The 22,739-nt window shown below is 44.7% G+C and carries 14 protein-coding genes; 10 read left to right on the top strand and 4 right to left on the bottom strand.

Features of this window, described 5'->3' with window-relative positions; genetic code table 11:
* Positions 1-48 precede the first annotated feature (48 nt).
* On the top strand, positions 49-822 hold the full coding sequence (locus GV64_RS20875; RefSeq protein WP_020581739.1) for a Nif3-like dinuclear metal center hexameric protein: 774 nt from the start codon (positions 49-51) through the stop codon (positions 820-822).
* 359 nt (positions 823-1,181) lie between these two features.
* Entirely contained in the window at positions 1,182-2,498 is a 1,317-nt protein-coding gene (locus GV64_RS20870) for an anaerobic C4-dicarboxylate transporter family protein (RefSeq protein ID WP_020581738.1), read from the top strand.
* 81 nt (positions 2,499-2,579) lie between these two features.
* Here GV64_RS20870 and GV64_RS20865 read toward each other — a convergent pair whose 3' ends face one another.
* A complete protein-coding gene (locus tag GV64_RS20865; RefSeq protein WP_157236952.1) occupies positions 2,580-10,112 on the bottom strand; it encodes an inositol phosphate phosphatase SopB in 7,533 nt (2,510 codons plus the stop codon).
* 401 nt (positions 10,113-10,513) lie between these two features.
* Positions 10,514-10,648 (bottom strand): hypothetical protein, encoded by a 135-nt coding sequence (locus GV64_RS26165; RefSeq protein ID WP_269078674.1) that lies wholly within the window; start codon positions 10,646-10,648, stop codon positions 10,514-10,516.
* Between the two features lie 513 nt (positions 10,649-11,161).
* On the opposite strand from GV64_RS26165, the gene GV64_RS25380 reads away from it, so the two are divergent.
* The 4 genes from GV64_RS25380 to GV64_RS20850 all read left to right on the top strand — a co-directional run bounded on the left by GV64_RS25380 (position 11,162) and on the right by GV64_RS20850 (position 15,636).
* Positions 11,162-11,428: a hypothetical protein gene (locus GV64_RS25380; RefSeq protein WP_157236948.1), complete on the top strand. Its 267-nt coding sequence runs from the start codon at positions 11,162-11,164 to the stop codon at positions 11,426-11,428.
* A 694-nt stretch (positions 11,429-12,122) separates the two neighbouring features.
* On the top strand, positions 12,123-13,031 hold the full coding sequence (gene cysD, locus GV64_RS20860) for a sulfate adenylyltransferase subunit CysD (RefSeq protein WP_020581736.1): 909 nt from the start codon (positions 12,123-12,125) through the stop codon (positions 13,029-13,031).
* A complete protein-coding gene (cysN, locus tag GV64_RS20855; RefSeq protein ID WP_020581735.1) occupies positions 13,031-14,632 on the top strand; it encodes a sulfate adenylyltransferase subunit CysN in 1,602 nt (533 codons plus the stop codon). The genes cysD and cysN overlap by 1 nt, the downstream gene beginning before the upstream one ends.
* 122 nt (positions 14,633-14,754) lie before the next feature.
* Positions 14,755-15,636, top strand: coding sequence for a CPBP family intramembrane glutamic endopeptidase (locus GV64_RS20850; RefSeq protein ID WP_020581734.1), 882 nt, complete (start codon positions 14,755-14,757; stop codon positions 15,634-15,636).
* Between the two features lie 56 nt (positions 15,637-15,692).
* On the opposite strand, the gene GV64_RS20845 is transcribed toward GV64_RS20850, so the two are convergent.
* The gene (locus tag GV64_RS20845; RefSeq protein ID WP_152554141.1) at positions 15,693-16,622 is read right to left on the bottom strand and encodes a hypothetical protein; all 930 of its coding nucleotides are present in this window, start codon (positions 16,620-16,622) and stop codon (positions 15,693-15,695) included.
* A 625-nt stretch (positions 16,623-17,247) separates the two neighbouring features.
* Here GV64_RS20845 and GV64_RS20840 point away from each other — a divergent pair.
* The 3 genes from GV64_RS20840 to GV64_RS20830 all read left to right on the top strand — a co-directional run bounded on the left by GV64_RS20840 (position 17,248) and on the right by GV64_RS20830 (position 20,841).
* Entirely contained in the window at positions 17,248-18,444 is a 1,197-nt protein-coding gene (locus tag GV64_RS20840) for a glycine C-acetyltransferase (protein ID WP_020581732.1), read from the top strand.
* Positions 18,445-18,502: 58 nt separating this feature from the next.
* Entirely contained in the window at positions 18,503-19,528 is a 1,026-nt protein-coding gene (gene tdh, locus GV64_RS20835) for an L-threonine 3-dehydrogenase (protein ID WP_026258147.1), read from the top strand.
* 218 nt (positions 19,529-19,746) lie between these two features.
* Complete coding sequence (locus tag GV64_RS20830) at positions 19,747-20,841, top strand: TraB/GumN family protein (RefSeq protein WP_152554140.1); 1,095 nt, start codon at positions 19,747-19,749, stop codon at positions 20,839-20,841.
* Here the strand turns inward: GV64_RS20830 and folE are convergent.
* On the bottom strand, positions 20,831-21,382 hold the full coding sequence (gene folE / locus GV64_RS20825) for a GTP cyclohydrolase I FolE (protein ID WP_020581729.1): 552 nt from the start codon (positions 21,380-21,382) through the stop codon (positions 20,831-20,833). The genes GV64_RS20830 and folE overlap by 11 nt on opposite strands.
* A gap of 251 nt (positions 21,383-21,633) precedes the next feature.
* Here folE and GV64_RS20820 point away from each other — a divergent pair, with 251 nt between their 5' ends.
* Positions 21,634-22,659: an amino acid ABC transporter substrate-binding protein gene (locus tag GV64_RS20820; RefSeq protein ID WP_020581728.1), complete on the top strand. Its 1,026-nt coding sequence runs from the start codon at positions 21,634-21,636 to the stop codon at positions 22,657-22,659.
* The last annotated feature ends 80 nt before the right edge of the window (positions 22,660-22,739 follow it).

The raw sequence follows: 22,739 nt of genomic DNA, 5'->3' as shown, positions 1-22,739 counted from the left end.
ACAATATATGATTCTTAATATACAGCTATGTATGGATGGAGAGAACCAATGGCCCTGACATTAAAAGAAATGGTTGCATTGCTGGACCAGGAGCTGCAACCCGGGCTTTTTAAAGACTACTGCCCTAATGGCATACAGGTTGATGCTTCTGATACCTCGGGTGCTTCCATAAAAAAAATTGTAACAGGTGTGACGGCCTGTCAGGCACTGATCGATAAGGCGGTTGAACTTCAGGCTGATGCAATCCTGGTTCATCATGGTTACTTCTGGCGTGGGGAAGACGCAGTCATTACCGGTATTAAGCGCAAGCGAATTGAAACGTTGCTGGCTAATAATATCAGTCTGGTGGCTTATCATTTACCTCTTGATGCCCATCCTGTATTTGGTAATAACGCTGAGCTCGCCCGTTTGATGGGCTGGGATACAGTGGGTGGGCTGGAGCCGTCTGCTAAGCTACCCGTTGGCAACTGGGGAACAACAGGGAAGAAAATGTCTCTGGAAGAGTTGAGTCAGGACATTACCGGTAAGCTGGGACGGGAGCCTCTGGTGATTTCTGGCGGTGATCATCTGGTTAAAACCATTGCCTGGTGTACAGGTGCTGCTCAAAGCATGATTGATAAAGCATTGAGTCTGGGGGCTGATGCTTTTGTCAGTGGTGAAATTTCTGAGTCAACAGTGCATTTTGCGCGTGAAAATGGCATTCACTACATTAGCGCTGGTCACCATGCGACGGAACGCTATGGTGTTCAGGCTCTGGCTCGCTGGCTACATGAAGAAACGGGCATAGAGCATGAATTTGTAGACATTGACTCACCGGTTTAATTGTCAGCGCCCCTAAGTATCTGATTATTGAGTCAGTGAATATGATTTCATATGGTTGGATATTTTAATTATTTCCTTGTAAAGAAGCAGCCTGCGTAAAACGTTATTTGTTGGTTTTGTGTCGTATTGTTAGAAAAAGCAGGCTGCTTGTTCTTTCTTGATTAGCATTGAAAGACAGATTTACTAAATATTTAAATGCAAATTAAATTGTTGCTCTAAATCAATCTGTATAAAAAATAACTCTCGTAAACTTGCCCCACTTTTTCCTCTGCCTCTCTGCTACTGCGGGTTCCTCACGGCGGCGAGGCGGTTTTGTCTTGTTGTTTTGGACAGCACTTTTATGCTGTTTGGGGGTAATTATGATCTGGCTGCAGTTAGCCGTTGTGATTCTGTGCATCCTTATTGGTGCGCGTATCGGGGGGATCGGCCTTGGTTTAATGGGTGGCGTTGGTCTGGCTATTCTCTCTTTTGTTTTTGGTATTCAACCGACCTCACCGCCTATTGATGTAATGCTGATGATTCTGGCGGTTGTTTCTGCAGTTGCCTGTATGCAAGCGGCCGGCGGTATGGATTATCTGGTGCAGGTAGCGGAGCGGATTCTCAGAAAAAATCCAAAGCGTATTACCTTTATGGCGCCAGCGGTAACTTACGTTTTCACTATGTTTGCAGGTACTGGCCACGTTGCTTATTCAGTGTTGCCGGTTATTGCTGAAGTTGCCCGTCGTACCGGTGTTCGTCCTGAGCGCCCAATGGCTATGTCCGTTATTTCTTCTCAGGTAGCTATTGTTGCCAGCCCTATAGCAGCAGCTACGGTTGCCATGCTGACCGTCATGTCCTCAAGCTATGGGATTACACTTGGGCAGATTCTGGGTGTGACTATTCCAGCGACGGTTGTCGGTCTGTTCCTTGCAGCTCTGGTGACCAACAAGCTGGGTAAAGAACTGAAAGATGATCCAGAATATCAGCGTCGTTTAGAAGACCCTGAGTATCGTCGTAAGATTGAAGAGAGTGTTTCTGTTTCTGTATCGGAGCTGAAGCCTGGTGCCAAAACCTCCGTACTGCTGTTCCTGCTGGGGGCAGTGATGGTGGTTGTGATGGGTGCACTGCCTGCGCTTCGTCCACAGTTTAATGGCTCTGCCATGTCCATGGCGCATACCATCGAAATTATCATGCTGACCGTTGCCGCTTTGACAGTATGGCTGGCAAAAGCAGACGTCACTGAAGCTAGCCGTGGAGACGTATTTATTGCCGGTGTCAGAGCAATTATTGCCATCTTTGGTATTGCCTGGCTGGGTGATAGTTTCTTTGGGGCTCATGATGCTCTGCTGAAAGGCGGTATTTCTGATCTGGTTCAGTCTGCTCCATGGGCATTTGCGATTGCGCTGTTTGTTCTTTCCATCATGATCAACAGCCAGGCTGCTACTACTTCTACACTGATGCCTCTGGGTGTGGCTCTTGGACTGCCAGTTGCTTCCTTGATCGCCATGTTCCCAGCTGTTAACGGTTACTTCTTTGTACCTAACTACGGCCCGATTATTGCGGCTATTGATTTTGACAGCACAGGTACTACCAAGATTGGTAAGTATGTGTTTAATCACAGCTTTATGATCCCAGGTTTGCTGTCGATTGTATTTTCTGTGATTGCCGGTTTTGTATTCAGTAGCATTTTGCTGTAAAGATAATCGCGCAATAAACTACTGAGAGTGCTGAGTTTTAGCTTTTCAGCTAAAACTCAGCACTCAGCTTATGTAGAAAGGTTATATTTCGCCATCATAGACAGTCATATGAGTCGGAATGATATTTTGTCGTAGAATGACGTCAAACACCTTATCAATTCCACCCTTGACGGTTGAATCAATTTTAGAACCGGGAACACCCGTACAATATTGTTGGATGTGTACATGTCCACCGTGAACCATCTGATAAGACTCATGTTTAGAGCTTATTTCCTGTGCTTTCTGGCTGGAACAGTCTTTGCCCTTATGATCTTTGTAGGTAGCACTGGTTTTTAATGCCTGATCTTTTACGCAAACCCGACCAGTGCGATCTTTATTGCTTTTACAGCCAAGCATTCTGGACACCTTCAGAATAAATAGTAAGCGGCGTACTTTTATACCGAATTCAAAGCTATTATTTGAGCTAACATGTTTCCAGAGCCAGTCTGTAAGTTCACAAGCTTCTTTCTTTTCATCTTCAGTCAGTTTATCCATTTTCTGACTTAAATAGCCGCCATAGGTGCCTTTTGTGCCAGTGAGCTTTTTCAACTCTTCTTTGTTGATGTCATGAGTTATTTTCCATAGGCCACCAAAAGGATCGAAGACCCGGTTGAAAGCTAATTGATTACACGGGGTAACAAACATAAATGGTTGTAGTTTGACTTTTACTTTTTTTGGAACGTCATTGCACATGACAACGAGCTGCCCCTGCTCATCAAGCACCTGATGAAGGTTTTCCATTGTTTTATGGATATTCATGATCCAGGCTCTTTCATTATCAAGGTTTTTGGCAAGCTCTTTCTTACCAAAAGCTTTCAGCAGTGCTTTTGCTTCAGGAGTCCTGAATCCGTCTGGAGACATCAGGTTGGTATATGCAATCGGAAGTTCGATTTCAGCTGAACTATCCGAGCCGGCAAGTATCCTGTCGAGCTCTTCTTTCTTTTCAGTTACCAGGATGTTGACCAGTATTTCTCGCCAGCGTTGACATGAGATTGTCTGAATATCCTCTTTACGACTTTCCATATGCGCGTAAGGGGTGCCGACCCGAGTATACTGATCGACAATCTTGCCATCAACCGTCATTTTATAGGCATACATATTGACTGCATGCTTGGTATCACGTTCCATTGAGGGCGCTGCTCTCCCTGCATAAGGAAGTTCAAATGGCTCGGAACCGTTATAATCCAGATAAGGTGCGGGTGTGTATTCATGAATAACATGATGCCATTGACCCTCATCATCTTTCAGATATTGCTCTATGATGAAGGGCTTTGTGTCTGCAGCAAGCCGTTGAATCGTTGCTTGTTCATAGGCTGCCTCCAGATCTAGCTGTATCATCATGTCATTTATGAAGTAGGCTAAAGATGAAACGTACCCAACAGTATTTTTTACATAGCCTGCACCTGTGCTATGCAGCATATAGCGTTGCTTTAATTTATAAAGAAGCTCATTTGGGGTTAACTGAACCTTATCTTTGCTCTTGTCTTTTTCTTGGCTTTTAACCGTTTCAATTTCTTTAAGCTTTTTGTGCAAATTGATTTTCTGGTTTCTTTTATCCGGAAATTTCTCAAGAACCGAGTCTGCAATATCAAATAGACGATTCACTAGGTGTGTATAGTTATTGATGTGTCGGAAGTCACTTTGTTTTGCACATTCAATATGCCGGCTCCAATTGGCAATTTCATTTTTCATCTCACCAATTTGCCGGGCTAATGCTTCACCATCCGGAGTACTGCCAGGAACAGGGCTTTTCTCTAAACCTTCTAATTCATGAGCAAAGCCAGCTAAATGCCAGTCTGCAAGATCATAGTTGGCTTTGACAAGTGTCATCTGTTGAATGACTGGTTCAAGTTCATGAACTTTGCTTTGTAAAGCTTCAAATGTACCCTTGAATTTAGAGATTTCTTCTGGTGAAGCGACTATCTCATAAGCTCTCTCAATCGAAGTAAAGGGCGAAGAAGTCAAGCTGGTATGATCGTCAGTAGTTCGCAGACTTGATAGAATGTTACGGCTTTCTTCCAAAGATTTCCGATCTAATGTATCTGTAGTTGTTACAGCTTCATAAAATGGCTCTTCCGCCCAGTCAACAGAAGTATCATCGCTTTCCTGAGAACCTTCACGTTCCAGTGGCATGTAATGAGGACTCACTGGATCCAGATAATCTGGAGTGTTCTCTTCGGAATATGCCTGTGGGGTTCCCGCAGAAGAAGAGGAAGACGCTTCATCGGACAGTGAGCTTTTTAAATACTCTGTTTCCCTGATGGATCCATGTTGACGGTTGTCAAGTAAGACAACAGGAGCCTGTGGCGAGCCTTGATCTAGCATGCCAGAGATTTCGGTTGCTGTAACCAAATCTACATTATTCTTCGAATCATCATGAAGCCCCAGGGTATATTGAGTCTCTATACGGACTCCCTTGGAAGTGCCTGAAACTTCTTTCTCATTGGATAGTTTGACCAGACTCAGAGACGCTTCATAAACTTTCCGTATCGTTAGTGTTTCCCTGTCAGGAGCAAGACTGAAGTAGACACAGCGATGACTACAGTCAGGTTTTACAACGTAAGCGCGTGAATGCTCATCTCCTTCAACGAACATCCAGTCAGCGGGTTTTGTCAGTAGGATGGATTCAGGGACAATTTCAAACTTCTTATGAAGGTCATCAACATGCTTGTTAGCAAGGTTATTACATAAATCCTGATGAGCGGCGTAAGCTCCCTGGTGGGTAGAATCGAGCATAATGTCGAGTAAATGCTGTCGTTGTGGTTTTTTAGCTACTCCTGCCCTCTGTAAGAAGACATCGTATAAATCGGTAAGTCCATTGCCCAGTGTGGACTCAGAGAGATGATAATAATCTGTTCCATTCAGTGTTAGCCTTGCTTCAACAGAGTTTCTGCCTATATCCGCACTGAGCTGATTAATTAGCTGCTCACGATTAAGTGTTGCTTTTGTAAGAATTCTCTTCTCTTCTTGTGACCTGTCATTCAGGCAGTCAGCTAGAGGCCGATAATGGTGTGTCCTTCTGCTATTAGTTTCTTCAGGAGAAAATAGGGGTGATGATAAATAGCGATGTTTGAGGCTGTATTCATCAGACACTACTGGCTTGACCATTACAAATGAATCATCATGTGATGAAGCTGTGTCTTCATTTTTTAATTTTTCCGACTTTTCTTTCCCTTTCACTGAAGGTGAGAGTTTTGTATCTCGATGTTTCAGGTGGTTGGCTGTTAACGCTAAACCATTTTCATGTGCAATATCACACAACTTTTCATTAAATAATTTTTTCCTGCTTTTATCCGTAGGATAATTAAGTTTTCCTTTTGCACCTGAAGTCGCTGCTTCATAAGCTAATTTAGCCTGAAGAACCCATTGTTGTGCCGTGTCATAAACTTGATCTTCAGGAGTGCCTGACAGGAGTAGCCGTTGTTCCAGTATTTTGCATGCATGGTTGTATTTTTCCTTTGCAAACTTCTGTCGCAAAATGCGCTGAGTCGCATCAGATGAGCCATTTGCAAGAGCTAATAATATTATTTGCTCAGTTTTTTTCGGCTCGTACCCTTTCTCCAGGAGGCGTCTTACCAGTTTCTGCTTGCCTTCTTCTGACATTGAAATCTGCTGTTCAGCCACTTCTGGATGAACCAGTGAGGCATTTCGTTCTAGTGAATTATTAAGAGATCTCAGCGTATCATCGACTTGATGATCAATATTCTCTAGATCTTCAGAATCGCTTGATGGTGATGCCAACAAATCTGGATCATGGTAAAAGTGCTTTGTTTCAAAGTCTTCATGAACAGATGGGAAGGGCACCAGTGCATCGAGCCCATTATCAGTCGATGTTGAAGGCTGATTTACTGGAATAAATGAGGGGCTTTGAACCACAGACGTGTTGCCCTGGTAAGAGGTATCATGATCAAGCATTGTGTCCTTAAAGGGGGTTGGAGCCAGATAGCCATCATCTAGCGTATCAGAAGCACTTGATGCCGGTGGTTGAGAATTAATTGACTCATAAGTTCCATCGCTATCGTCAGTGTATGTATTTTTGTGAGAATCAGCCAAAGGTAACTCACTGTGAATAACTCTAAGCTCGTTTTGGGAAGTGCTTGAGGCTGCAGCTATTGGAGGCGGTGGCAAAGGTCGCTCCTGTATTGAAGCCTTTACCTGACCGGGTGAACTTGGCCTAAGCACTGCTGGAGTCAAGTTTTCATCTTTAGTATGAACCGTGAAAGCTGAACCCTTGATAGTAATCACTATCCCTTGATTACGGGCAGCTTCTGGTAAGTAATCGTTAAAAAGTTTTTTCTTTGCATTATTGCTTCTAAGAAGGTTTCTTGCTTTTCTCTTCCAGTTTTTATCTGTTTCTGCTTTATATTCTTTCTTGGCATCTCTAACGATGGCATGGGCTATAGCAAATGCTTTGTCTACCGGTTGTCCTGAGTCAATCAACGCTTGGCTTATGCCTTTAAAAGCCGCGTTAGATTTCTCACTGAAAAATTCTGTTTGCATAATGCCATTGATTGCGATGACATCATCAAAGATACAAAACAAGGGCGTCTGACGTTTTGCTTCTTTTTCGGTAAAGCCTTTTTCAACCAGTATCTCTATAAGCTTTAAATGAGTTTGTTCTGAAACGGTTTCTGTTCCTGTTAAAACTCTATTTTGTTTTAATGTGTCCGCTTTTTGTTTTAGGGCTTCTATTCGAGATGAAAGAATCTCTTCGTATTCATTTTCATCATCGGAAGAATTATTTTCAACGGCCACATGAGATGTACCCTGTTGAACTGGAACTTCGTAGTCATCGTTTTCGTTCGGCGATGTTTGCGGAATATGTACGTGCGATGCTCCTGCTCCTGTTATTAGTTGAGCTTTGTAGCCATCCTCGATGCTGTTTGAGGTCCTGCGTAATTCAATGGGAGGCAGTGGCTGATCCTGTTTAGAGCGTGGTTTCAGATAAATGCCATCATCATCGTATTTATCTTCTTCCACCATCAAAGGAAGCCGGCCTTCAGGTTCTGGCGGGAATTGAACTTGAGTTCTTGGTACCTCGTATCCATCCTTATCTGTCGATGGTATAGGCTCAGCCCGATTTGATGGTTCTTTTCCAGGTAATGTTGTCAGGTAAGTACCATTATCCAACACTGTTTCTTCCCAGTGCTGTTTGTCCGGTGCTGATTCTTCAGTAGTCGCTGGATTTACTATCCTTTCTTCAGGTAGCGTTGTCAGATAAATACCATTATCTAATACTTTACCTTGAGCTTGGTGTGCAGCAGATACAATCTCCTCTGAAGTTATTACAGGCTTTTCAGCACTGAATGAAGTGACTTCAGCGCCAGTGGTTACAGTTAGTGTTTCAGTCTGGCTGTTTTTTACATTTGTTGTTTCACCGGATAGTGATGCATGCTCCTCTAGGGCAGAAGTACTTATTGTACCTTCACCTGTTAAGGGTAAAACCTGCCTGGATGATGCGTGATATGAGGCTGTTTTATCAAGAGGGCCAGATGTGTCGTTTTTCAGGCTCTTGCCTGAAGCATCTTTCAAGGCGAAGAAAGGTATCTGAATGGTTTTTGCATCAAGCTCTGTTTGCACTTTACTGGCAGATGCCTTCATTTTCTCAAAATCAGGCAGCGTTGAGACTTTAGGAGTTAGTTCATTGGGCTTTTGTCTCACTGCCATTGGTTTGACTCTCTCTGAGCCACTGAAAATTGCTGATAGTGGTGTGTGAGCGCATACCCTTGATTTTTCAGCCGTGCTGTATAGGTCTCTATTTCCTTGCCTGCTTGCAATGGCTTGCGTACTTTCTGGCAGGCTCTTGTTCCGTGCTTCCTTTAAGTTTTCAAAGCTCCCATGAATGATTTCTTCTGTGATGGGTAACTGAAGCTGTGGTTCTTTATTTGTGGCAGGTTTGCCGGTGCTGATCACTCGCTGTTTGGATACTGATAACCGTTCCTCTACAGGAAAGCTCTTCCAGTCGCTGTAGAGTTTAGAAACTGTAAGGTTCGTTTCATCAGCGGTTTTAGCTGGCAAAGTTCCACTGAAGGCAGGCTGATACTCAACAGCTTCAGGCTGTTCAGGCTGACTGAAGGATGAAAGCTCTTCCACCGGGGGCTTCGTTGGTATTTTTGGCGCAAGAATTGGTTGGTTCGAGCTGAAAAAGGGTTCTGTTGAATTTTCAACAGTGCTCATTTCTGTAACCTTACCCGGCTCCTCTAGTGCATGGGCACCTTCTAATGCAAGCAGTTGCTCTGACTGAAGTGCTGATAGCTGGCTTTTGTCAACAGGCAGGACGAAGGCTTCGTTTTTATTTAACTGAGCACACAATGCGGCAAAAACTTCAGGTGTTACCTGACGGTTTATTGTAATGGCGGTTGAGGATGATGGATTATCCCAATTAATTAATATAGTTACTTTTAAATGACGATGAGTTTTGGTCGTAATAGCCAGTGCTGAACTGGAATGCTCACTGGTGGCAGGTGGTATTAAATCTTCTTCAATTTTAAGAAAAAAGGCAGGTTGCTCGATAGAGCTCTGGCCAATATTTTCAGGTGTAAGGCGTAGCTGAAGCCTGCAGCCTATATCTTTGGCTTGTCCATTGAATTTGAAGGCTTTACCGCCTGCAAAAGGGTTTATATTGCTATGACCTATAGGCGTAACTTGTCTTTCAGATGCTCTAGCCAGAGAGGTGGGAGTTCTGCTTTCTGTTATAGGCTTTTCCGAGAGGGAGGTGAGGCTATCTGAAGCGAGTGCAGGCACTCTTTCTCCTGTCTGTTGATCAGGTGCTGAGAGAGTGCGGGTATCAGTGCTTTGAAAAGCGACCTTAGCCTCTTTTTCCACAATATCGGAAATCGCCGTTTTCTCTGGCTGTTTTTGAAGCATTAATTGTTGGTTTAACCGGGCTGAACTACTTTTGTGAGCTCCTTTTTGTAGAGATGCGTCGGGTAGGGGAATCGCTTTTCTGGTAATAGTTTTCGGTGGTGTTTTTTGAGCAGCAGGCATTTTGCTTATGCCGGATGCTATTTTATTCTGGAACGGTCTGGTTAATTCAGAGTCACCCGCTTTGCGGCTTTTGAAACCCAGCCTCAGTGATACCGGTGTTTTATAGAGTGGTAACTCTGTTTGTGATGAAACTTTTATTTCGCGCTTAACCGTTCGTTTCTTTTCAGTTTGAAGAGCATCATTTTCTGCTTTTCTGGAAGCTTCTGGAGCCGTATCGTCTAATGGCGCTATGGATAACGGAGTTTGAGTTGTTGATGCCGTTTGTACCACTCTACTTGGCAAGCCAGATGAGGAAACAGAAAGTTCTTCATCTGCAGATAGCTTTTCTTCATCCAGGTCATCATTAATGAGAGGCTCTTCAAAGGTCTCTGGTAGTCCAAAATCTTCAGAAATATCGGATTGTTGTCTTTCGGTGCTTGCCTTCTCTAATACTGGAGAAGGCTCCCTGATTTCCAGAGATGGTGCTGTATTATCAGCATCTTCTTCCAGAGTTAAAGAATCATTATTAAAATGTGCCAGATTATGAGCATCTATCGGTTGTTCTGTAGATTTCTGGCTCAGCTTGGTAGGTTGTTGATCATCTGCCATAGTGCTGGAAGCCGACTCATCAGTACTATGGCTGGAGTGTGATTGTTCTCTTTGATCACCAGAATCATGGAGCTGGTTAATAGCCCTGACTCGTAAGCTGCCACTATCGGATGTTGCTGGTTCCTCCTGGTCATGGAGAAGAGTGCCAGGGGGAATCGCAAAGGTATTTATGCTGGAATCTGGTGAGGCATGATCGTTGTCACCATCGGACTCTGGTTGCCAAAGACTATCAGTTGTAGCCAGAGAGTTGTCGTCAGGCAGGAAGCTCTGCTCTGCGAGAGAAGGCTCACTGGATATCACTGGTGGTACTGTATTATCAGCGTCTTCTTCCAGAGTTAAAGAATCATTTTCATAATGTGCCAGATTATGAGCATCTATCGGTTGTTCTGTAGATTTCTGACTCAGGTTGGTAGGTTGGTGATCATCAGCCATAGTGCTGGAAGCTGACTCATCAGTACTACGGTTTGAGTTTGATCGTTCTTTTTGATCACCAGAATCATGGAGCTGGTTAATAGCCCTGACTCGTAAGCTGTCACTATCTGATGTTGCTGTTTGTCTGTTATCCCGCTGAAAAGAGATAGAGGTAGTAGCAAGAGTATTTACGCTTAAATCCAGTGGGACATCATCATTATTTTCGGACTCTGACTGGTCACTGCTATCAGATGTAGATGGAGAATTATAGTCAGAAGAGAAGCTCCGCTCACTTTGCGATGATGTACTTGATACATCAAAAGCTGAATCACCAGAAATTGAGACTTCATCAGAAATTGAATCAGCAGTTTCTGCTAAGGTTGAGATCGCTATTTCCAGTAGCAGGCTTTCTAAAATTGCATCCGCTATAGCCTCTTCAGATGAGTTGTCCGTCTTTACGTCACTTGTATCTATGCTTTTTTCACTTTTGATATCTGACTGATGAGATATTGCTGGCTGGTTGATGCCTCGTAATGAAGGAAAATATGTTCGTACAGACTCTGGCAATGAATCACTTTGAGGCGACACCCTGGGAGTTGTAGCAGCAGACCCAGAAATCTGAGGAGAGTTATTAGTATTTGCTGGTGAACATTGGCTGTCAGGAAGATCGTCGACCTGTGCCGGGAGAGAGCGTTGGTTCAATGGTGGTTTTTGATCGGAAGCTACGGTTGGATGAGGCTTCTGATTGGTTAAGGGGAAGCTTGGAAGCTCCTGTTTTTCCATGTTGGCAGGAGGTAGTCTATATGTCTGGTCTGGATAAGAAGGGCTTGGAGAGCTACCAGACGTCTTTGGCAGAGGGCTCTGGTTTATATAAGGAAGCACGCTGTCTGCTGACCTTTCTTTAGCTCTTCGATCAACCAGTGTTTTACCAAAAATTGTGGCTGAAGCAATAGTACTTGCGGTGAAATAGCCTGCGGTAACTAAGCCAAAGACCAGGCCCAGAGGGAGAAAAAATGAGGTCAGTAAAGTTAACAGTCCTGCAAGTAGAAATGGGAGGCTTGCAATAAGTGCGACCTTCACTTCTCTTCCTGAGAAGCTGGTAATTCCTTTCTCTTTTGCTGAACGAGTAGAATCCAATGGCTCCAGCTTTGCTAGCTGTTGCTCTACGGGTATAGACTGTACCGGGCCTTGATTGTTCATCGTATAACATCCCTATATGTATGATTTATTGAGATTTTCTTCAGGTATAAGAGACATCCAGTGTCTTGAGTCTTATGGATTTGACATGATGGTTCTATATTGGTTCAACGGTCAGAATTGGCTCAAAATCGGGGAAAACGGTGATGACATGGACAGAAGCTGAGGGTGACAGCCTGTAATTGTTGTCGATAAAGACGGTTTGGGAATATAAAAATCTTTTTGGTTCAAGTGGTTAGTTAGAAATTATATGCTTGGTTGGAACTATTAATAGGTATTGTCCTGAGCGTTAAGCGATATATTTATATATAAAAACGATCTACATATTGAATTTATTATTCTTTTTTCACTGATAGTATTTCACTTAGAGCACAACAATAACTTCGCTTTGGGTCGAAATGCATGTCGGATCAACACTTCAATCATTTAAAACAGCTGGAAGCGGAAAGCATCCACATCATCCGGGAAGTGGCTGCCGAGTTTGAAAACCCTGTCATGCTGTACTCCGTCGGCAAAGATTCAGCAGTGATGCTGCATCTGGCCATGAAGGCCTTTTACCCCGGTAAACCCCCCTTTCCCTTATTGCATGTGGATACCACCTGGAAGTTCCGGGAGATGATTGAGTTTAGAGACCAGCGGGTGAAAGACCTGGGGCTTGAGCTGCTGGTCCACACGAACCCCGAGGGATTGGAACAGGGCGTGGGGCCATTTACCCATGGCAGTGCTAAACACACTGATGTGATGAAGACTCAGGCGCTTAAGCAGGCGCTCGATAAATATGGATTTGATGCGGCTTTTGGTGGTGCCCGCAGGGACGAAGAGAAGTCCCGTGCTAAAGAGCGCGTTTATTCTTTCCGGGATAAAAACCATCGCTGGGATCCAAAGAATCAGCGACCCGAACTCTGGAATATCTATAACAGCCAGGTAGAGAAAGGGGAGAGTATTCGGGTATTTCCCCTGTCTAACTGGACAGAACTGGATATCTGGCAATACATCCATCTGGAAGAGATCCCAATTGTACCGCTTTATCTCTCTAAAGAGCGTCCGGTTGTGGAGCGTGATGGCAACCTGATTATGGTGGACGATGACCGGATTCCGCTGAATCCCGGTGAAGAGCCTCAGATGCGCAAGGTGCGCTTCAGAACGCTTGGGTGCTACCCATTAACCGGTGCCGTAGAGTCTGAAGCAGATACATTGACCGATGTTATTCAGGAAATGCTCCTGACCAGAACCTCAGAGCGGCAGGGCCGGGTGATTGACCACGACAGTGCGGGCTCCATGGAAAAGAAAAAGCAGGAAGGGTATTTCTGATGTCACACCAATCTGAACTTATTGCTACGGATATCGAAGAGTACCTGAGCCGCCACGAACGCAAAGAGATGCTTAGGTTTCTGACCTGCGGCAGTGTAGATGATGGTAAAAGCACCCTGATTGGACGTCTTTTGCACGACACCAGCATGATTTATGAAGATCAGCTGGCGGCGGTAGAAAACGACAGTAAACGTGTAGGAACCCAGGGGGAAAAGCTGGATCTGGCTCTTCTGGTGGATGGCTTACAGGCAGAGCGTGAGCAGGGCATTACCATTGATGTGGCCTACCGCTATTTCTCAACAGAAAAGCGTAAATACATCATTGCCGATACGCCCGGACATGAGCAGTATACTCGGAATATGGCAACCGGTGCCTCCACCTGCGACCTGGCGATTATCCTGATTGATGCCCGTCAGGGCGTACTGACTCAGACTCGTCGGCATACCTACATTGCCAGTTTGCTGGGCATAAAACACATTGTTGTGGCTATTAATAAAATGGATCTGGTTGACTTCAGTAAAGAGCGTTTTGACGAGATTCGTAACCAGTACCTAGACTTCGCAGAGCCACTGACATTGGGTGATGTGCAGTTTGTGCCTATTTCCGCGCTGGAAGGCGATAATGTTGTCAACAGAAGCAGCCGCATCTCGTGGTATCGTGACAATACATTGATGGAGGTTCTGGAGAATGTGGAAATTTCCCGTGATCGGAACCTGGATGATTTCCGCTTCCCTGTGCAGTATGTAAATCGTCCTAATCTTGATTTTCGTGGTTTCTCAGGAACGCTGGCCTCCGGCACCATTAAGCCGGGAGAGTCGATCAAGGTATTACCGTCAGGTCAGGTCAGTACCATTGAGCGAATTGTAACCTGGGATGGTGATTTAGCCGAAGCTCATGCCGGCCAGGCCGTTACCCTGACCCTGACTGATGAGATAGATATCAGCCGTGGTGATATGCTGGTTCACAGCGATAGTAGCGCTGTGGTTTCGGCTGATGTGGATGTGGATCTGGTCTGGATGGCGGAACAGCCAATGACACTGGGTAAACAGTATCAGCTCAAGTTCCCGGCTGGACAGGTTTCAGGCAGTTTTGTGAGTATTGAGCACCGGGTCGATATCAACTCTCTTGACCATCATCCAGCGGACCAGCTGGCATTGAATGAAATAGCCTTGTCTCATTTGCGGTTAACCAAGCCTGTCCCGGTGGATAATTATCAGCGCAATCGTCAAACCGGTGCGTTTATTGTTATCGACCGGCTGACAAATGCAACGGTTGCTGCAGGTATGGTACGCAGGGGTAATGAGCGCAAGGGCGAGCTCGACTCTGTATCCAGCGTACACCGGCAACTGCGGCTGGGTCAAAAGGGTGGTGTATTTAAAGTCGCCAAACAGCAGGCCGAGTTTATTGAGCGACAGCTGTTTGATCGTGGTTACTATCCATTTGTTATTAATGATGATGATGAGCAATGCATATTGAAGGCTGAGGTTTTAGCAAAGGCTGAAGTGGCTGTTTTGATTGCGGCAGAGGAGTCTACTGTTGAACGAACAACTGCAGACTCAGTGGTTGATAAAATTGTCGCTTCATTAACCGTTTCTGAATAGTTCTCTGATCGAGCAGGCCTTCACAGAAACTCTTCCCCAAAAGCGACTATAGTTGTTGGAATCAGAAATACAGCGTCCCTGGCCGGGACGCTGCTTCGTTCCAGACCGAGTCGCTGAATCCAATGTATCTTCCTGCTCAAAGCGTTGTTCCTGTCTTGCTGATGCTGACACTGGTGAGTTGCTGGTGTCTGCCTCGATATACGACCTGGCTTTTAGCTGCTATCTCTTTTGCGGTTGGCTACGGACTGGATGTCATTACTTTCGAAGCTCTGCCACTGATTATTATCATGATGGTTTCGGCATGGCGACTGTCTATGGTTCAGGCGGTATGGCTTCGCTGGCTATTTACGGGTTTTCTGTTTCTAGCCGCAGCGGTTTTACTCGAAAAGCATTTTGCTCCCGGGTTTCATAATGTGCTGGTCTGGAATGATGAGCCAGTCAAAGTAGGGTCAACTCCGTTTACTCTTTATCTGAATGCGGATAAACCATGGCCTGCTCTGGCGGTGTTGCTATTCTTTATGAACCCTAAGCAACCTATCGCGTTTTCTCTGTTACAGACTGGGCGTCAATGGCATCAGGCATCAAGCCTTGCGTTATTGCCTATCGGCTTAATGCTGGTGGTGGTGATTGGGCTGGCACTTTCTACTGGATTTATCCGCTGGCAGCCAGCCTGGCCAGAAATTGCCTGGTTGTTTCTGCTTAATAATCTGCTGATTACATCGCTTGCGGAAGGTGCGCTCCTCCGAGGTTTTTTACAAAGCATGCTGATCCGTCACTTGGGTGGTGATGGCTGGGGAACAGCGGTAGCCATTATTCTACCAGCACTTATACACAGTATTGCTCACTACCCAGCAAGCCTGCCTTATATGGGGCTGGTGTTTGTTGCCAGTGCTTTTTATGGCTGGATTTATCAGAGATCAAAGTCTTTAGAAATGGCTGTGCTGGGGCAATGGTTGCTGAATAGCTGCCATTTTTTACTCTTCTCATACCCAGCTGCTTCATGAAAGTATGAAGTAACTGGTGTAAGAGAGAGATAAATGCTTTTCTTCGAATATTCTATCTATTGGTAATCAGGGTTTAATCTTACTTTTGGGTGACATGATGCTACCTCTTTAATAGGCAAGCAATGGCCTGACCAAGGATCCATGACAAATCGCGCTATTAGTCGATTCCCTGATGTGGGGTAAATTGATACCACCCCTACAACATGCTCTTCTCCAATAAATAAGTCATTGCAAGTTCTGGCTTCTATTTTGAAGACAGGTATTTCACGGGGGGTTAGTCCTTTGTTGAAATTATTAATAGCCATTACCGCTTGTACTTCACAATTTCCCATTTTGTAATTGATGGCATCTTTTTGGATAGTGTGCATCTCTTTCCATCCAATTTCTTTTTGTCTTTTAATGGCCTGCTGCCATTGTTTAAGAAGAATTTCTTTTTTTCTTCCTTTAGCTTCTTCCAGTGCTTGCTGGAGATCGGCACCCATTTGGAGTTTTCCTTTTCCATGAACTTTGGCTTTTAGTGCTTCAGCATCACTTAAGGATGTTTTCTGATAAATCGATAGCCTATCTGGATGAATATTAAACTTTGTTGCCTTTAGTCCAGTAGAACTTATGGTTATTGCTTGCATTGCCTCTTTTGAAGCTGTCTCTGCTAGGTTGAGAACCTTTTCAATATAAAGATCTTTCTTTACCTGTGCCACGAGAAGAGGTGTAACAGTAACTGTAAGTAACTCTCGGTCTAGTAGGCAGTAATCAAATGTTGTTTTTGACAAGAGCAGGGAATCTCTGGCAATCTTTTGCCTCGTTGCCTCATCTCCACACCGCGTGCATGAACGGAGAGATGAAGCAAATTTTCCTGACAGGTTTAATTCTTCCGGGCATGAAACTGGTGGTTGATGAGAAGTGTGCGCTGGCTCATGGGTCCATGTGCCTTTAACTTCTGGAGTTGTTACTTCTGTCTTCAATTTTTTAACTCTTATATGTTGCAAATATCCTGGCTTCAGGTTTGGAAATATTTTTAATATGTAAGCCACTTTTAGTTAGATGATTTTTTATTGTATAAGTTCAATTATTGATATTTATATAAAATTAAAAGCTACTTACTGCTAGTGATAGCTTTTTGGATTTTTTATCTTTAACTGATTTTCTTCAACTATAAACACTGCTTGATGCAACGAACTATTACTATTGTAAAAAGTTAAGGTTTAAGCAACGTTTATACTTTCTAAAAAAGTGATCAAATCCATAAAGATAAGGGAGGAGTGTTATCCTGTTTTAGACCAAGTGTCAGATTACAGCAGTGAGCCTGTCAATAAAGTGTATGCTTATACAGATCCATCTGCACATTTTGATGATAATACGTACAAATGCCTGTTCAATGGGGCGCCTTACTGATCCACTATTGGTTCAATCATCTACAATAATCAGGCTGATGGCAAATAAGCCGTATACATTGGTCTGACAGCCTTTGATTTAACCGCAATTATGCCCTTGTTATTGGGATTTTCAGTAGTTCTGGTTGTACTTGAAGGGGGTTTATCTTCAGGTGGCCGGAGAGGCTGTTAACTTGCGGATGCTCAGAGACGGGGCGTTAATACTGAAACAGGAGCCACAATGAAGGCCGATTTTTATGAAGGGCTGCGCAGGCAGCTGGATGAACTGAAGCAGGAAGGGCTGTATAAGAGAGAGCGGGTGATCAGCTCCCAGCAGCAGGCTGAAATCAAGGTGACGACAGGTGAAGAAGTACTTAACTTCTGTGCCAATAACTATCTGGGTTTGGCCAATGCACCAGAGCTGATTGAAGCGGGTAAGCAGGGGCTGGATCAGTATGGCTATGGTATGGCCTCTGTTCGTTTTATCTGTGGCACTCAGACCATTCATAAAGATCTGGAAGCCCGTATCTCCGAGTTTCTGGGTATGGAAGACACCATTCTTTACCCTTCCTGCTTTGATGCCAATGGCGGCCTTTTTGAAACCATTCTGGGTCCTGATGATGCCATTATCAGTGATTCCCTGAATCACGCCAGTATTATTGATGGTGTCCGTTTGTCCAAAGCCAAGCGTTTTCGTTATGCCAATAACGATATGGCTGATCTGGAAGCGCAGTTACAGGCTGCTGATGCGGCAGGCGCCAAAACCAAACTGATAGCTACCGATGGCGTTTTCTCAATGGATGGTGTTATTGCCAACCTCAAGGGAGTCTGCGACCTGGCGGATAAATACGGTGCCCTGGTCATGGTTGATGATTGCCATGCCACTGGTTTTATTGGTGAAAAAGGTGCTGGAACACCCGAGTTCTGTGGTGTGATGGGGCGTGTGGATATTCTTACCGGAACCTTGGGTAAAGCACTGGGTGGTGCGTCTGGTGGTTATACCACGGGTAAGAAGGAAGTAATTGACTGGTTGCGTAACCGTTCACGTCCTTACCTGTTCTCTAATACTCTGGCTCCCAGTATTGCTGCCGCTTCTATCAAGGTATTTGATATGCTGGCCTCAGGCGGTGAACTCCGCCAGAAAGTGCGTGACAACGCAGAATACTTCCGTTCAGAAATGACCAGGCTTGGATTTACTCTGGCCGGTGCCGATCACCCTATCGTTCCAGTGATGCTGGGCGATGCTTCTCTTGCCGGGAAGTTTGCCGAGCGTATGCTGGAAGAGGGCATCTATGTGGTTGGTTTCTCTTTCCCTGTGGTACCTAAAGGACAGGCAAGAATTCGTACTCAGATGTCTGCAGCCCATAGCAGAGAGCATCTGGAAAAAGCTATTGCCGCCTTCGCTAAGGTTGGCCGAGAACTTGGCGTAATCAACTGATATTACTAAAAGAAGGCTTGCTATTCTGAATAGTGAGCCCATTGAGAAAACTGAAACTGTGAAGACATTAGCCAAAAGCAAAGCAGAACCCGGAATCTGGATGGAAGACCATCCCAAGCCAGAAGTGGGTTACAACGATGTACTGATCAAGATTCGCAAGACCGCTATTTGCGGTACTGATATGCATATCTACCACTGGGATGAATGGTCGCAAAAGACCATTCCTGTGGGCATGCACGTTGGGCATGAGTTTGTCGGTGAAATCGTAGACATGGGAGAAGGCGTTCGCGGCTTTGATATCGGCCAGCGAGTATCCGGTGAAGGACATATCACCTGCGGTCATTGTCGTAACTGCCGTGCCGGTCGTCGTCACCTCTGTAACTTTACAGTGGGTGTGGGCGTTAATCGCGATGGAGCCTTTGCCGAATACCTGGTAATTCCTGCGGTGAATGCTTTCCCTATTCCGGATGACATCAGTGATGAGCTGGCTTCGATTTTCGATCCGTTTGGTAATGCCGTACACACCGCGCTCTCTTTTGATCTGGTGGGTGAGGATGTCCTGATTACTGGTGCTGGCCCTATTGGTATTATGGCAGTAGCGATCTGTAAGCATGTGGGGGCCCGTAACGTTGTTATCACCGATGTAAATGAATACCGACTGGATCTTGCCCTTAAGATGGGGGCCAGCCGTGCGGTCAATGTTGCCAACACCGAGCTTACAGATGTGATGGCTGAGTTGGGCATGGTTGAAGGTTTTGATGTGGGCCTTGAGATGTCTGGTAATGGTCGTGCATTTGAGCAGATGCTGGAAAATATGAATCACGGTGGCAAAGTTGCACTGTTGGGTATTCCTGCCAGTGATACGGTGATTGACTGGAATCAGGTGATTTTCAAAGGTCTGGTGATCAAAGGTATTTATGGTCGAGAGATGTTTGAAACCTGGTACAAGATGACCAGCATGCTGCAGTCTGGCCTTGATATCTCTCCGGTAATTACTCACCGTTTTCCGGTTGATGATTTTGAGAAGGGATTTGAAATCATGGGGTCAGGGCAGTCTGGAAAAGTAATTCTGGACTGGAGTTAAAAAGCGCCTGCTTAAAAAAACCAGCGTATGCTGGTTTTTTTATGTCTTCTTCATGTATTTTTCAATGTGATCATCGTGCTAAGTTTTTATTATTTACTTTTTATTTTTTTGTAGAAATAAACTATATGTTTTTTAAACCGTTGGCAGGATATATTTAAAAAATAAGCTGTCTAAACAGGTATGTTTCACTCATTTGAACAATGGTTTTAATTGCCGCAATGAATATTATATATGCGTTAAGAGCATTTTTAATTTTATTTGTTCTCATGGGCGTGCTACAAGCTCATGCATCAGTTTCCGATACGGTTAACGTTATTGGAGATGATCGTATTCAGTTATTAAAGTACTCAGGGACTGATGATTATCATGTGCGTGTTTTGTATGGAGAAGTTGATGGCATTTTTAGAGCAGTTGTTCTGTTTGGACAGAACTTTGTGAAGTCTGAAATGGCAGCAAGCAGGGAGAGTGAACTATTATCACTTTCATCCCTGCGAGGCTTTGAAGGATTTGTTTTTAAAACTCCTTTAGCTGCATCGACGATAGAACCTTTGAACCGTTTTCGACTTTTTCTACAACACCAGATCGTTACTTTAATTTCCAGTATAAGCAGAGGCTATTCAGTTGATGATTGCTCGGTAATAGGTAAAGGGTATTTTATTCAGTGTTATGAAAAAGATGGCTCAGTAACCGTTACTCCAGATAATCCTCAGATGGCTGATAAAGTAAATGTTATGCTGGAGGCTGGAGGAAGTGATATGGTAACAGCTGCAAATGTCAGCTATCTTCCTGCTATGATCTTAATAGGTTTGTCAGGAGCCTCTTCTACAACTTTTTCAACTTATCTTAATTCGCTACCAAGCTCCCCTTTGATTTATTTGGGTTGGACCGTCTATGTTGTATCTAATTATTTAGAGTTTCAGTCTATTTATCTTAGCTATAAAGGAGCTACTTATGGTCTGTTTGGTGAATTAACATCAGGGGTTTCACCTTATATTTTTCCTGTATTTCACTGGATGATGGATTATCGTGATGAATTGATGGCTCGAAATATAGTTGAAACTTTTAGTCTGAGGCCTGATGATTCGGATATGGTAGTTATTATTGGTAGGGCTCATGCTGCTGGTATTGTCAGGTTTCTAAATAAAAAGCATAGTTTTGTTGATGTCACAGATCAGGTTCTGTATGAAAGAAAAAGGGGTGGGTTTAATAATAATTTTGGAGAGATCAAGGGGCTGAATGAGGATAGTGAAGTCGATCTCATCCAGCCTGTTACAGAACTGATCCCAGTTGTGGGGACTCAGGTTATCGAATAAATCTCAGAAATTCTTCCCGGGTAGGCTGATTATCTTTCATCAGACCTCTCATTACCGAAGAGGTCATGGATGAGTTCTGCTTTTCTACACCGCGCATCATCATGCACATATGCTGTGCCTCAATCACCACTGCGACACCTTTGGCATCGGTCACTTCCATGATGGCGTCGGCGATCTGCTTAGTCATGTTTTCTTGAATCTGCAGGCGTCGGGCATACATATCGACAATGCGGGCAAATTTGGACAAGCCCAGTACCTTGCCTCTGGGTACATAGCCAATATGGCACTTACCAATGAACGGCAGCATGTGATGCTCACACATGGAATACAGTTCAATGTCCTTGATCACCACCATTTCACTGATGTCAGACTCAAACACGGCACCATTAACGATTTCGTCCAGTGTCTGAGTGTAGCCTTTGGTCAGGTACTGCATTGCTTTGGCAGCTCGAAGCGGCGTATCTCTAAGACCTTCGCGGTGAATATCTTCACCAACGGACTCAATAATGGCCTTGTAGTGTTCGCTGATTCTTTGAGACATTTGAAGACTTATCGCTGGGTGGTTATCGAAGTGGACGGCAGTTTAACACAACTGATAGTCGCTACGGTAAGTCCCAGTTGGACTTTCTTTGTAAGGTTTGAATAGGTAAGGCTGGCCTGATGGTTGCTAGAGCTTTTCCTTGCAGGTATGGTTGATAAGCCATGAGTTAAAAGCACGCCAAGGATTGCAGATGGATTGTACTGAAAAGTTGCGTGCTGAAAAAAATAACAACAACATGAAGGATGGTTCTCATGCTGAAAAGTCTGAAAACAGCTGCGGTGCTGGGCGCATTTGCGGCAGCTGGTCTGGCTCAGGTGGCCAGTGCTTCGGCTACTCTGGAATCGGTTAAAGAAAAAGGTTATCTCTCCTGTGGTGTCAGTACCGGCCTTCCCGGTTTCAGCAACCCTGATGACAAGGGGCAATGGAGTGGTCTGGATGTTGATGTATGCCGTGCAGTGGCTGCGGCAACATTGAAAGATGCCAGCAAGGTTAAATTTGTTCCGCTTACAGCAAAAGAACGTTTCACCGCGCTTCAGTCGGGTGAGATTGATGTGCTTTCCAGAAATACTACCTGGACGCTGACCCGTGATGCATCTCTTGGTCTCAACTTTACCGGTGTCTCTTACTATGATGGTCAGGGTTTCATGGTGAAAAAAGACTTGGGTGTGAAGAGTGCTAAAGAGTTGGACGGTGCTTCCATTTGCATTCAGTCCGGCACGACCAGTGAACTGAACCTTGCCGACTATTTCCGTGCTAATAATATGGAATATCAGCCGGTGGTATTTGATACCTCCGATGGTACTGCAAAAGGCTTTGATGCTGGCCGCTGTGATGTACTGACTTCCGATCAATCTCAGCTGTATGCTTTGAGGGTTCGCCTGTCTAAGCCTGACTCTGCAGTTGTTCTGCCGGAAGTGATTTCGAAGGAACCTCTCGGGCCTGTTGTTCGTCAGGGTGATGACCAATGGTTCAATATTGTTAAGTGGAGCCTGGCCGCCATGATTAATGGTGAAGAACTGGGGCTTAACTCTGACAACATAAAAGCGCAAAAGGCGTCTTCTGATCCTAATATTCGTCGCCTGCTGGGTATTGATGGCCCTAAAGGTAAAGGGCTTGCTCTTGATGATGACTGGTCACTCCGTATTATTGAGCAGGTAGGGAACTACGAAGAGATCTTTAATCGTAATGTAGGCGCTGAGTCTCCGCTGCAGATTGAGCGAGGTCTCAATGCACTCTGGAACGATGGCGGTATTCTTTACGCTCCTCCTTTCCGTTGATTCTGTAATCATCCCACTCCTGTGCTTTGTGCAGGAGTGCTTTATCTGGCCTTAAGTATTGAGTCTGTCGATGATTCGAT

The organism is Endozoicomonas elysicola (assembly GCF_000710775.1).
Taxonomy (GTDB): domain Bacteria; phylum Pseudomonadota; class Gammaproteobacteria; order Pseudomonadales; family Endozoicomonadaceae; genus Endozoicomonas; species Endozoicomonas elysicola.
The sequence above is the reverse complement of the archived record's forward strand: the minus strand, read 5'-3'. Positions and strand labels throughout refer to the sequence as shown.